Annotated in this window: 9 protein-coding genes; 4 read left to right on the top strand and 5 right to left on the bottom strand. The window is 54.7% G+C overall.

Annotation, left to right across the window (positions count from 1 at the left end):
* The first annotated feature begins 10 nt into the window (after positions 1-10).
* Positions 11-1,321, top strand: a complete 1,311-nt coding sequence (locus tag HDF14_RS06560; protein ID WP_183974802.1) for an ArnT family glycosyltransferase — start codon at positions 11-13, stop codon at positions 1,319-1,321.
* Between the two features lie 35 nt (positions 1,322-1,356).
* Here HDF14_RS06560 and HDF14_RS06555 read toward each other — a convergent pair whose 3' ends face one another.
* Complete coding sequence (locus HDF14_RS06555; RefSeq protein ID WP_183974800.1) at positions 1,357-2,160, bottom strand: glycosyltransferase family 2 protein; 804 nt, start codon at positions 2,158-2,160, stop codon at positions 1,357-1,359.
* Between the two features lie 163 nt (positions 2,161-2,323).
* Here HDF14_RS06555 and HDF14_RS06550 point away from each other — a divergent pair, with 163 nt between their 5' ends.
* From HDF14_RS06550 to HDF14_RS06540, 3 genes are all read left to right on the top strand, one after another.
* Positions 2,324-4,039 carry a multicopper oxidase family protein gene (locus HDF14_RS06550; protein ID WP_183974798.1) on the top strand — a complete coding sequence of 572 codons (1,716 nt, stop codon included), beginning with the start codon at positions 2,324-2,326 and terminating at the stop codon, positions 4,037-4,039.
* Between the two features lie 216 nt (positions 4,040-4,255).
* Positions 4,256-6,199, top strand: coding sequence for an alkaline phosphatase family protein (locus HDF14_RS06545; protein ID WP_260698078.1), 1,944 nt, complete (start codon positions 4,256-4,258; stop codon positions 6,197-6,199).
* Positions 6,200-6,288: 89 nt separating this feature from the next.
* Positions 6,289-7,371 carry a YncE family protein gene (locus HDF14_RS06540; protein WP_183974797.1) on the top strand — a complete coding sequence of 361 codons (1,083 nt, stop codon included), beginning with the start codon at positions 6,289-6,291 and terminating at the stop codon, positions 7,369-7,371.
* A gap of 57 nt (positions 7,372-7,428) precedes the next feature.
* Here the strand turns inward: HDF14_RS06540 and HDF14_RS06535 are convergent, their stop codons facing one another.
* From HDF14_RS06535 to HDF14_RS06520, 4 genes are all read right to left on the bottom strand, one after another.
* The gene (locus tag HDF14_RS06535; RefSeq protein ID WP_260698077.1) at positions 7,429-8,589 is read right to left on the bottom strand and encodes a radical SAM protein; all 1,161 of its coding nucleotides are present in this window, start codon (positions 8,587-8,589) and stop codon (positions 7,429-7,431) included.
* A 70-nt stretch (positions 8,590-8,659) separates the two neighbouring features.
* A complete protein-coding gene (locus HDF14_RS06530; RefSeq protein ID WP_183974795.1) occupies positions 8,660-9,784 on the bottom strand; it encodes an alkene reductase in 1,125 nt (374 codons plus the stop codon).
* Positions 9,785-10,000: 216 nt separating this feature from the next.
* On the bottom strand, positions 10,001-10,189 hold the full coding sequence (locus HDF14_RS27440) for a lipase maturation factor family protein (RefSeq protein ID WP_406707190.1): 189 nt from the start codon (positions 10,187-10,189) through the stop codon (positions 10,001-10,003).
* Between the two features lie 83 nt (positions 10,190-10,272).
* Positions 10,273-12,912, bottom strand: coding sequence for an ABC transporter permease (locus HDF14_RS06520; protein ID WP_221304583.1), 2,640 nt, complete (start codon positions 12,910-12,912; stop codon positions 10,273-10,275).
* Between the last annotated feature and the right edge of the window lie 15 nt (positions 12,913-12,927).

Below are 12,927 nucleotides of genomic sequence, written 5' to 3'. Positions count from 1 at the left end.
GGACCAACGGATGACAAGTCTTCAGATATCAGAAAAAGAATCTTCCTTCCGCGCGCCCTGGTCCGTTTTTTGGGTTGGATTTCTGCTTCGCGTCGCTTACATTACGGCGGCCCACACCTATCGCATTCGTCTTTCGGAAGATCATCTTCAGTTTGGCTGGGAGATGGGTCGCATCGCGCGCGCTCTGGTTATCGGCTTCGGCTATGCAGATCCCTTCACTGGGCACTCCGGCCCGACCGCCTGGGTACCCCCGCTCTATCCGCTGCTGCTTGCAGGTGTCTTCAAGATATTCGGCGTCTACACTGCACAGTCGGCTTGGGTCATCCTCACCATCAACAGCATCTTCTCTGCTGCGACGGCCCCCCTCATCTATGAGATCGCCGCACGATGCTTTCAGACCACGGGAAAGGCCCGAAAGATCGCGTCATGGTCCGCGTGGCTCTGGGCTCTCTATCCCGCGACGATGCAATATGCCGTTCACTGGGTCTGGGACATGGCCCTTACGGCGTTTCTGTTCTCGGCTGTCATTGTTCTGGCGCTGCGTGTGCGAAGTGTCGGGGAAGACCGTGCAGAGCCTAACCCTCAGACCCTTCTCCGGTGGTCGCTCTTTGGGCTGTTCTGGGGGATGATTGCTTTACTCAACTCTACGATTCTTCTCTTTCTTCCAGTCTGCGGCATCTGGATGTTGCTTGGAGCTGCAAAGGAAAAAGCGGCCCTCGGACCCGCAGTCGGGAAATCTATCATTGCTGCAGTTATTTTTCTTGCTTGTCTCATACCGTGGATGATGCGCAATGAGACTGTGTTTCACGCATTTATTCCGATTCGTGGCAACCTCGGTGCGGAGCTGCACGATTCAGTTCTGGATTCTTACAATGGATTCACTGTCGGTACGCGGGTACCTGTCTGCGATGTCTGTCCGGATTATCTCGAGTACAAGAGGCTGGGCGAATATGCGTATGTTCAGCGGGAAGGCAAGCTAGCGCGGGAACATATCCGCACGCACAAACTCCGTTTCTTCCAACTGGCTCTGAAGCGCTTTTACTTTTACTGGGTCAGCGTGCCCAAGCCGGTTGAAAAGGGTGTCTTGAACGAAGGTTTCCGTGTTCTCAACTACAGCTTTGTAAGCCTCGCTGCAATTCTGGGACTCGCGCTTGCGCTGAAGCGAGGGATTCCTGGTGCTGGCCTCTTTGCGTGGGCCTTCGCGCTTCTCCCGCTTACTTATTACCTTGTTACCGTTCAGGCTCGTTTTCGCCACCCGCTTGAGCCTCTGATGACCATCCTTGCGGTTTATCTCTTTCAATCTGCTACGCGCTCAACCTGAAGGCGCACAATCTTTCGTTAAATAACGGAAAAGAACTACGCTCTGGCGGCCCGGCTTCCGATCTGCCACGCCTTGGCATACTTCCAGCTGATGTAAGCGGAATGATAAAGATGGAGCAACAGCCCTTCACGTCCATCCAAAAATCCGAGGCGAAAGATAAAGTTCCACACAAATGTGAGCGTTGGAACCAGCGCGACGTTCCAGCAAAATGCCAGCCATGAGCGACTGACCTTTCCTTTAGCGGCAACAATCTGGCCGCCAAGGCTGCTGTAGCGATTCATGTGTTCCAGATAGATGTTCAGGTTGGGATAGCCATGATGCAGGAAGTCATTTTTCAATGTCTCCACTCTCCCCGCAATCTGAACTGACTCGTGGACGGGGCGATCCGTGAAGCAAGCGGCGCCAGCGGGTGTGAGGCGACGAAACAGTCTAAGTTTCAAGTCTGGATAGTAGCCTCCGTACCGCATCCAGCGTCCGAGAAATACATGCCTCAGACGAAGCCGGTAGCCATCTATCTGCGGCAAGGTTGCAGCATCAGCTTCGAGCATCAGGCTAATCTCTCTCTGAAGCTCGGCGGTTAACTCTTCATCCGCGTCCAGGGAAAGAACCCAGGTGCCGACGCATTTTTCGATTGCGGAGTTCTTCTGCCTGGCAAAACCCTTCCACGGCTCCGTGAAAACCTTTGCGCCGAAGTACTTCGCAATTTCCAACGTACGATCCGTAGAGCCCGAATCGACTACAACCAGATCATCTGCAAACTGCACGCGGGCCAGGGTCCGCGCGAGATTCGCCTCTTCATTCAGCGTGATGATGGCTACGGAAAGTGTCGATCTCGGCATGCCTCTTCATTCTATTTGTCCTGGCACCGAATCTGGCCTCTTCATCGTGTCGTAACAAGATCAAGCTAGTGTTTTTCCTGAGGCGTCAGATCGCTAACAACCAAATTGAATATTTAATGAACCCTCCCCTGGCAAAGATCCCGTCCAGTCGCGGCCGTATAGGATGCTGAGCAGACGTCGCCTTCTCCAACGTGGCCTCACGACCGCCGCTGGCCTTACTCTCAGCAGAACCGTGCCCGCGATGCAGCAGGCGATGGCATCGCCGGCGCAGGTTCGCAGCGGAGCCAGACTTATTCCGTACGTCGATCCGCTGCCGGTACCGCCGGTTATCCGCGCAACTGGAAGACCGGGCGAGGTCATCAATCTCGAAATGCGCCAGTTCCAGCAGAAGGTGCATCGAGATCTCCCACCAACGACGCTATGGGGATATAACGGTTCATGGCCCGGCCCTACCATCGAAGCTCAGAGCGGCCAGCCTCTCAGTATTAACTGGGTTAGCAAGTTACCCACCACGCATTTGCTTCCCATCGATCATTCCATCCACGGAGCCGAATCGTCTCTCCCGGCGGTCCGCAACGTTGCCCACGTGCACGGAGCATGCACGATGCCCGACGACGACGGTTACCCGGAAGCCTGGTTCACTGAGCAGGGCGGACACGGTCCTCGTGGATCAAAGTTCAATCCGCGACCGTCTTCTTATCCCAACTGCCAGCCTTCGACCTCCCTTTGGTACCACGACCACTGCCTTGGCATCACCCGACTCAATGTCTACACGGGGTTGGCCGGTTTTTACCTCATTCGCGACGAAGCGGAGAGAGCACTCAACCTGCCACAGGGCGAGTTCGAGATCCCGCTGATGCTGCAGGATCGCTTGTTCCATCGTGACGGCTCGCTCTACTACCCTAAGGTTGTCAATGGCCCCAAAGAACACCCCATCTGGATCCAGGAGTTCTACGGAGATTACAACTGCGTGAACGGGAAAGTCTCGCCTTTTCTGGAGGTCGAGCCGCGTAAGTATCGATTCCGGATCGTCAACGCTGCGAATGCGCGCTTCTACCACCTTCGGCTCTTCATCTCCGACGCGACCGGCAAGATCCAGAACGACTCCTTCGATGTTCCGTCCTTTCAGCAGATCGGCACCGACGGCGGTCTCCTGCCCTCTCCTCTGGAGATCCGTTACCTTCTCATTGGACCGGCGGAACGGTTCGATATCATCGTGGACTTCTCCGGTTGCGAAGGTAAATCCTTCTCGTTGGTTAACGATGCTCCTGCACCCTATACGATGGGCGGCCAGTATCTTGCGGAAGACGTGATGCTCTTCAAGGTGACCAAGCCTCTCTCAGGTAAGGATACGAGCGTTGTACCTGAAGCTCTCGTCCCCTTCGAGCCCCTTGTTCCTACCTACGCAACTCGCGAGCGCCTTCTCCTGGTTTCAGAAAAAGAACGACCGTCCGATGGCTATGTAATTACAGGCCTTCTCGGGAACGCACGCTGGCACGAACCCATTACCGAAGATCCGAAGGCGGGTTCAACTGAGATCTGGTCCTTCGTCAACATCACTGGCGATGTTCATCCCTTGCACGTGCACCTGGTTCAATTCCAGGTTTTGAATCGCCAGACCTTCGACGTGCAAACTTACCAGCAGACCGGCAAGCTCGTTTTCACGGGCAAGCCGATGGCGCCCGAGAGCAATGAGCGCCCTGCGCATAAGGACACCATCAAGTCTTATCCTGGTTACGTCACTCGTGTTGTTATGCGCTTCGATCTTCCTCACGGAGCACAAGTGGCACCCGGCGACGAACTTCTCTACGTCTGGCACTGTCACATTCTCGAACACGAAGACAACGAGATGATGAGGCCCTACAAAGTCGTGGTGTAGCTTGCCCGAGCCGATGTCCACGGCGTTGAAGTATGAATAGACGCTAACAAGAAGAAATTTCCTACGACGAAATTCAGCCAGTAACGTGAGCGTAATTATCGGTCATTTCATTTGCGCGTGACACGTTAGCACCACTCTTGCCTCTACGGTTATCCCACTGAGGTTGCACACCCCAGCGGTACCTAACGGCTTCCTCAGTTTTCCGGAGGTATTACTTTGAAACGTACTGTCAACGCCCCTAACGGGACTTTGAAGTGCGGCGCCATGATGTTGATTGCGCTGCAAGTGTTTGCGGGACTGCCACAATCCGCCTACGCCCAAACTGCCCTCCCAGCAACAAAGACTCCAATCAAGCACGTCATCATCATCATCGGTGAGAACCGCACGTTCGATCACGTCTATGCTACCTACAAGCCGAAGGCGGGTCAGACTGTCTCGAACCTTCTCTCCAAAGGCATCGTCAATGCCAACGGCAAGCCTGGTCCCAACTATTCCCTTTCTGCGCAGTTTTCGGCCGTCGATAGCACCACCGCCGACAACGGTAAGTTCACTAACAGCCCTCAGGAAAAGAGCATCTACAGCACTCTCCCCCCGTCGTTGGCTGGCGGTCCGGAAAAAACCAGCGCCACGACTGCGCCCTTTACCACTCTCAAGGTTGCGGAGCTTGCAGATACGGGTCTGGCGCCGGCCTATAACAAGTACCTCGTAACTGGTGCGACTGGAATCGCTGGCGGCCAGGTCGACACCCGAATAGCTAATGCAACCTCCCTGCGAGAGGGTGTCTACCAGCTCACTGGTCCCAAGATGCCTTACGATGCCTATACCAACAGCCCTGTGCACCGTTTCTTCCAGATGTGGCAGCAGACTGACTGCAACATTGACTACGCGACTCAGGACAACCCCAGTGGCTGCTTGAATGACCTCTTCCCATGGGTTGAGACAACTATCGGAACTGGCAGCAACGGCGCGAAACAACCCAAGAACTTCAACGACACCACGACCGAAGAAGGTTCCACCTCTATGGCCTTCTACAACGTGGCGCAAGGTGACGCTCCCTACTTGAAACAGCTTGCAGATGACTACACGATTAGCGACAACTTCCACCAGTCCGTCATGGGCGGAACCGGTGCAAACCACATCATGTTCGGCTTCGGCGATTCCATCTTCTACACGAACGGTAAAGGCACAGCCGCGGTTCCGCCCAAAAATGAAATCGAGAACCCAAACCCACAGCCCGATACCAACAACTGGTGGGATCAGGATGGCTACGCCGGTGGCAGCTACGTCAACTGCGCGGACATCAGCCAGCCAGGCGTTCCGGCGGTTACCAACTACCTCCAGTCCCTCTCGCGTCCAGTCAAGCCGAACTGCGCACCGAACAGCTATTACCTCGTCAACAACTACAACCCTGGCTACAACGGCGACGGTACCCTCGCATCGCAGTATTCTGTCTTTACCATTCCTCCCACCACCCAGAAGAGCATCGGCGACGACCTCGTTGCTCATAACGTTCCCTTTAAATACTTCGGCGAAGACTGGGATCTCTACGTAACCGATCCAACTCTGTCGAACTCGTTCAATGAGTATTGCAACATCTGCAACCCGTTCCAGTACCAGACACAGTTCATGGGAACCCAGTCTGCTCGCCAGACCTACATTGCGGACACGACTGAGCTCTATGAGGACATCGACACCGGTAACCTGCCGCCAGTTTCCATCGTCAAGCCCAGCGGTTTCAACGATGGTCACCCGGCTTCCTCCAAACTTGATCTCTTCGAAGGCTTCACCAAGAAGATCGTCGATGGAGTCAAGGCCAACCCGGCCCTTTGGGCAGACACTGCCATCTTCGTCACCTGGGACGAGGGCGGCGGCTACTATGACTCGGGCTACATTCAGCCGGTTGACTTCTTCGGCGACGGTACCCGCATTCCCCTCATTGTCGTCTCGAAGTACTCCACGGGCGGCATTGTTTCCCACGAGTACGGTGATCACGTTTCGCTGATGAAGTTCATCGAAAAGAACTGGGGCCTGCCGACGATCAGCGGCCGCAGCCGTGATAACCTGCCGAACCCAGTCCAGAAAGCCAACAATCCCTACGTCCCGACGAATAGCCCGGCAATCGGCGATCTACTGGACGACTTCCACTTCTCTTCCAACTAGCAGTCATTTTTAGCCGATTTCAACACTTCGACGGTCAGCGATGCTGGCCGTCGAAGTCAGTTTCAGCGAAAGCCCCTCTGATAAATAAAATGATCAATTCTTTCCAGAACACCCAAAATCTCTCTTCAAAGATCCTTTACTCCCTCGTGTTTACGCTAGGCTTGAGCCTCTTCACCTCGCTCCTCCATGCTGCCAGCCCAAAAGTATTGCCGCAATTTCATGTGCAAGATCAATGGAATCTCGGCGGGAAAGGCGGATGGGGTTTTCTAGTGCTCGATACACCTGCCAATCGACTCTACATTCCACGTACCGATCGCGTTATGGTCGTCGATACAGGGACCGGCAAACTCCTCGGCGAAGTCGGAGGGATGAAGAACATTCGCGAGATCGCGCTCGACGACTCCGGCAAGTACGGCTATGTCACGGACCTCACAGACGGATCGGCCGGTTTTGTCCGTGTCTTTGACCGCTCTAACTTGAACGTGGTCGCATCCGTGCCAACCGGCGCGGTTCCCAATGCCATCGTCTTCGATCCATCTTCAAAGTCGATCTTCGCCTTCAACTCACATAGTCATACCGCGACCATGATCGATGCCACTACCAATCAGCTCACAGCCACCATTCCACTTGCTGGCCGTCCAGGCTCGGCGATTAGCGATGGAGCAGGCGCTATCTTCGTGACGCTCCCTGCTAGCGGCGAGATCGCACGCATCGACGTTGCCGCCAAGAAAGTTTCGGCCACTTGGCAATTGACGCCCTGCACAGGACCTAATGGACTGGCTATCGACAGCGTCCGCCATCAACTCTTTACCACTTGTGAGGACCACAAACTAGTGAGTGTCAGCACAGACTCAGGTGAGGTTGTCGCCGTTGGCGACGCTCCGCAAAATGCCGGCGACATCGACTTCGACGCACAACATAACCTGCTCTTCGTTGCCGACGCCACCGGAACACTTTCCATCTTTCGTCGCGACTCACTCCTGAAATACTCTCGGGTCCAGGAGGTAAAAACTCAGCCAGGCGCTCGGACCATGGTCGTAGACCATAAGATCGCGAAGGCCTACTTGGTAACTTCCAAATTTGGCCAGAATACCGGCACGGTCTCTGAGGAGTTACAGTACCGTCCAACTCCGATCCCCGGCACTTTCTCAGTCATCATTGTGGGACGTTAACTAAGTAGCCGTACCTCAGCCATTCAGGTTACGGCTTACTCCAAAGTCCTTACTTAGCTAAGACCCCATGTTCCATGGTGGCCTCCCCAACGACACATGCCGGTACGCGGGCGAGTATCCGAGTTCTCGCGCATAGCCCAATATCCGATCGAAGTCTAGGCTGATCGTCGCACCAGCCTTCTGAGTCACCTCATCTTCGATCGGTAGATCGAAGTCGTCTGCTCCGTAGTTCAATCCTTCGAGCGCCTGTTGATTTTGAGTAAGCACTGAGGTCCGAATCCGCGGAATATTGTCGAGGTAGATCCGACAAAGGGCAAGATGGCGTAGGTATTCGGCAGTGGTAATTTCGATACCACCAATCTGCGTGAAATAGGGTTTGAAGGTCCAACAGAGAAAACTGGCGAGGCCGCCAGTTTGGTCCTGAAACTGGCGCGTGCGTTCGAGGTGCTCAAGCCTTTCATCAAGGTTCTCGTCAAATCCGATCACCATCGTTGCCGTCGTCTTCAGGCCCGCGTCAACGATCGCCCTCTGCGCCTCGAAGTATTGCGCCACGGTGTACTTGAACTTTGAATGCCTACTACGAAAATTCTCGGTGAGAATCTCCGAACCACCTCCGGTAATCCATCGCACCCCGGCATCCTTCAACCGCTCCGCTGCCTGAGCATGGCTCAGCCTAGCGTGGTCGGCAAGATACATGAACTCAGCAATCGTCAGCGCATAGAACTCCAACGCTTCCCCGTATCGCGCACGGATCGCGGCGAATAAATCGCAGTAATAACCTAGTGGCAGATGTGGATTGAACCCTCCGTTGAACGCCGCCAAATCTCCGCCTAGCGTCAGCAACTCATCCAGTTTTGCGAATACAGCCTCGTGGCTGAGAACATACCCGCCGTCCTCGCTGGGTAGCTTGTAAAAAGCACAATAATCGCATTGCGCAACGCAAACGTTCGTATAGTTGATGATCCGCATCACCATATACGTGCAGGAACCCGGGGCATGAAACCTCCGGCGTACACTCGCGGCAAGCGAGGACAACTCGCTATCAGATGCATTGAGCCAAAGCCAACGCGCGTCGTCCTGACCAATGCGTGCTCCTTCGGCGACCTTAGCGGCGATTTCGGAAAACGTCATCCCGACGGGCGCAGTAGTCTGGATCATCCTTCTAGTGTAGTGCGCCCAGGCTCCTCCAGACCACTCGCCATCCCAAAGATCGGCCATTATGTCGATCAACTAGGACTAAACCACTTCAGTCGATTGCCAAATCGATTCCAGATGCTTCGCACATCCATCAAGCAGCCGTGTTTTCGAGATCCTCATAGAACGGATAGTCACTATAACCGCGATAATCTCCGCCCCAGAAGGTGTTGCGATCATAAGGGTTGAGCGGAAGTCCAAGCTCGATGCGTTTGGGCAAATCCGGGTTGGCGGCGAAGTGACGACCGAATGCAACCACATCAGCGTCACCCTTGTCGACAATATCCGCAGCCCCCTCAGGTTCAAACCCTCCTGCAGCAAGAATTGTTCCCTTGAAGATCTTGCGCAATTGCGCGGCTGCCACTGCAGGTTGACCTTCCATCGGAGCCTCTGCGCCGACAATCCGAGGCTCAACAACATGGAGATACGCCAGATCGAAGCGGTTCAGTTGTTCAGCCACATAACCGAAGGTGACCTCTGGGTTGCTATCCGACATGGAAGCCCATGTTCCGCTCGGCGCTATGCGAACGCCGACACGACCTGCCCCCCACACAGCCACAACTGCTTCTGTAACCTCAAGTAGCAAACGAGCTCGATTCTCTACCGACCCGCCATAAACATCGGTACGTTTGTTGCTACCATCCTGAAGAAACTGGTCAAGCAGATAACCATTTGCTCCATGAATTTCGACACCGTCGAAGCCCGCTGCCTTCGCCCGCTCGGCACCTCTGCGAAACTCATCTACGATACCGGGGATCTCTTCAATTTTGAGAGCCCGGTGCGGAGAGACCGGTACCCATCCGTCACCTGTCACAACAACCTGCTCGAAAGGAACAACTGACGGCGCCACAGGCGCAACTCCGTTGGTCATGTCAGTATGCGACTGACGCCCAACGTGCCAGAGCTGAAGAAATATACGTCCGCCCTTTCCGTGGACTGCTTCGGTCACCTTCTTCCACCCAACGACCTGTGCGTCCGAATAGATGCCAGGCGCACCGAGATAGCCGCGACCGAGGACCGACACCGTAGTCGCTTCAGCGATGATAAGCCCTCGCCCGGAGGCGCGTTGCCCATACATCTTCGCCATCAGATCGCCCGGAATGTCGCCAGGTTGTTCTGAGCGCAGGCGGGTGAGGGGTGCCATCACAACGCGATGGGGCAGAGTAAAGGGGCCGATCTGAACAGGAGTAAACAGGTTAGATTTTGGAGGTGTGCTCATAGAATCCTCGATAGCAATATGGCGGTGTCCCGCTCGCACAACCCTTCGATATGGCGTTCACTCGAAGTAGGCAATGGAACAAACACTGTTAATGAACTAGATGGTTCAAAACCATGAACGATGCAAAAAAGCTTTTCAAGGAGTTTGATTCAAGCCACTCCTAATACTTAATACAAGGAAATTGAAAGACCTTGTTTTCAGCAGACATGATTTGATCTAATCAGCGACTACTTCGAAATGGCCATCAGGTAATCGAGAGAGAGTCAGAGCGTAGGCGCCGAGGAACTGACGCCGCCACCATACACCTTCGGTATGCTTCTGTCCCGGCGTACTGAAACGATATTGCCACAGCATCGCGCGAACAAAATGAGGCGGTGCTGGCTTTATGGCACAAGAGGTATGCACGTCGATGGCGCGGTTGTTTCAGCAAGTGATCAAGTGAGCCGCGGGATGCGAAACAGTCGCACAGACTTGTCCCTCGACAACCATTATTCTGTGCGCAACGCTTTCATCGGGTCGACTCGAAGTGCGTTGCGTGCAGGGATCGCGCAGCCGATCAGCGCGACGACAGCGAGAAGAATCGCGATCACCCCGAGTGTCAGTGGATCGTCCGGTTTAATGGCAAATAACATGTTTGCCAGAAATCTCGTTGAAAATATTGCCGCTACGCCGCCCGCGGCGATTCCTGCAATTACGGGGGACATGCCACGCATTAACACACTGTGCAGGATCTCCTCCTTCGGAGCGCCAAGGGCAATTCGTATCCCTATCTCTTTTGTTCTATGAGCCACCGCGAGTGCAAGTGTTCCACTTACCCCCACGACGGTAATGAACAACGCCAAGGCTGCGAATAGTCCCAGCAGAATCGTTGTGACTCGGGGCGTTCCCAACTGCGCGCTTCGCAACTGATCCAACGACCGCATCTCTGTTACGGGTTGGTGTGGGTCGATCTGGTGAATGACATCGGCAATTTGGCTGGCAGCGCGCATCGGCTCAACACGTGTGCGTACCAAAAGGTGGGCGTCTGTTAGAGAAGGAGACTGATCCTGCGGTAGATAGATTCCTTCCCTCAAATCTTTGTCAAGCTCATATTGATGGACGCTGCTTGCCACGCCAACAATAGTGATCCATGTTTTGCCATTGTCTATCGACACGTGATGGCCAATCGGATCTTGCGTGGGCCAGAAACGTTTCGCCATACGTGCGTTCACGATGGCAACTGCCGGAGAGTTTTGCCTATCTCCGTCCGTAAATGCGCGCCCCGCAAGGATCGGCACACCGAGCACGTGAAAGTAGTCGGAACTTGCGAGTTCAAAGTCCACTTGCGGCATCAACTGTCCTGGATCCACTGGGCGTCCCTCCACAAGTACTCCACCGGTCATGGTACCCACATTACCGTTTAGAGGAACCATCACGCTGACTGCGGCACTCTCGACTCCGGGCAGCCCCGATACGCGCCCCAGCACTTGATGAAAAAATTGATTCAGCTCTGCGCGTTTCGCATATTTGGTCCAGTCTAAACTGATCCGCATGGAGAGCACATTCGCAGTCTTGAATCCCGGATCAACAGACAGCAGTTTATGCAGACTCTGGAGCATCAGCCCTGCACACACCAGTAGAACGAATGAGAGAGCTACCTGCACCGCAACAAGCGCATGTCGTGCTCGGGTCGCCTGGTTGCTTCCAACTGACCTTTCACCGGAGCCAGTCAGGACGCTCAGACGGTCGCGGCTCGCCACAAACCCCGGAAGCGCTCCGAACAGCACTCCAGCAACGACGGAAAGAGCAGCCACAAAGAACAGCACTCGACCATCAAGGTGTATTTCTCCCGATAGCGGTGTCATTCGTGCCGCGTAGGCAATCAGCAGCTTCGATCCAACCGCCGCAATGCCAAGTCCTAGTACACCGCCCGCAAAAGCGACTACCAGGCTCTCAGTCAGAAGCTGGCGAAAGATATCCCAGGCACTTGCGCCTGTAGCCATGCGGATGGCCATCTCCTGTGATCGGCGAATCTGCCGCGAAATGGCGAGATTCGCCAGGTTCGCACACGCCAGTAAGAGCACCAGGCCGGCAGCTCCAAGAAGCGTCAGAAAAGTAGGCCTCGCCGCGTGGGTCAGTTCGTGCTCCAACTCCGCCATCTGCGCTGAGACTCCGGCAGCGATTGGGTACGATTTCGGATAGATAAGCGCGAGCCGATTCGTGATCGTATCCAAATCCTTCCGTGCCTGCGTTTCTGTCACTTCCGGTTTCATCCGACCAAAGACCGTGAACATCCGCATATCCCTATCAGCGATCATCTTCGGGTTGGACCGAAAGGGGCATGAGGTTGTCGGCATGTACACATCATTCGCGTCTGGATATTCCGGAAGTGAAGGCAGCACTCCCACTACCGTGTGGACACGATCGTTCATGACGAACGTTCGACCCAGTATCTTCGGATCCCGGCCAAAATTCTTTACCCAATACGCATAGCTGAGCACTAAAACCGGCTCAGCCTTCTGAGTCTCGTCTGCCGGTGTGAGCAGCCGCCCCAGCACGGGCTTCACGCCTAGGACATCAAAGAAATTCGCAGAAACCACCCCGGTGCTGACGCGCTCCGGAACCTTCGATCCGAGCAAAGTAAAAGTCATTGAATGATATTCGGCCAGGTCAGTGAATACATGGTTCAGTTGGCGATAGTCGGCGATCTCCTGCACCGAGAATCCAATCGGATCTGTTCCAACCTTCGACGCCGTTTGTTCCAGGTGCACGATTTGCTTCGGATTCGCATACGGCAGTGGACGCAGTAGTATTCCGTTGATGACAGTAAAGATGGCAGCATTCGCGCCGATGCCCAGCCCGAGCGTCAGAATCGCCATAAACGCGTATCCCGGACTACGATGCAACGTTCGCCATGCATATCGAATATCGCGAAGCGCTTTTTCAAGCGGTGCGATGCTGTTCCTCTTCCAAACTTCCTCGCGTATACGTTCCGGCGAGCCGAACTTGAGGTAGGCCTGCCGTCGTGCTTCTTCTTTGCTCATCCCACGAGCGAGGTTTTCATCGGACTCCAAGGTAAGATGGTTTTCCATCTCGAGACTTACCTCTGCGTCATTCCGTCGTCTTCTGAAAAATCTACGTAAGCTCATACGGTCCCCTTCCGC

It is taken from the genome of Tunturiibacter gelidiferens (genome assembly GCF_014201335.1).
In the GTDB taxonomy this organism is placed as follows: Bacteria; Acidobacteriota; Terriglobia; order Terriglobales; family Acidobacteriaceae; genus Edaphobacter; species Edaphobacter lichenicola_E.
Note: the sequence above shows the minus strand (reverse complement) of the source record. Positions and strands in the feature narration are given on the sequence as shown.

Bases quoted from the DNA above. Each gene is read 5' to 3' on its own strand.
- HDF14_RS06560 (WP_183974802.1), top strand. From the start codon at position 11: ATGACAAGTCTTCAGATATCAGAAAAAGAATCTTCCTTCCGCGCGCCC.
- HDF14_RS06555 (WP_183974800.1), bottom strand. From the start codon at position 2,160: ATGCCGAGATCGACACTTTCCGTAGCCATCATCACGCTGAATGAAGAG.
- HDF14_RS06550 (WP_183974798.1), top strand. From the start codon at position 2,324: ATGCTGAGCAGACGTCGCCTTCTCCAACGTGGCCTCACGACCGCCGCT.
- HDF14_RS06540 (WP_183974797.1), top strand. From the start codon at position 6,289: ATGATCAATTCTTTCCAGAACACCCAAAATCTCTCTTCAAAGATCCTT.
- HDF14_RS06535 (WP_260698077.1), bottom strand. From the start codon at position 8,589: ATGGCCGATCTTTGGGATGGCGAGTGGTCTGGAGGAGCCTGGGCGCAC.
- HDF14_RS06530 (WP_183974795.1), bottom strand. From the start codon at position 9,784: ATGAGCACACCTCCAAAATCTAACCTGTTTACTCCTGTTCAGATCGGC.
- HDF14_RS06520 (WP_221304583.1), bottom strand. From the start codon at position 12,912: ATGAGCTTACGTAGATTTTTCAGAAGACGACGGAATGACGCAGAGGTA.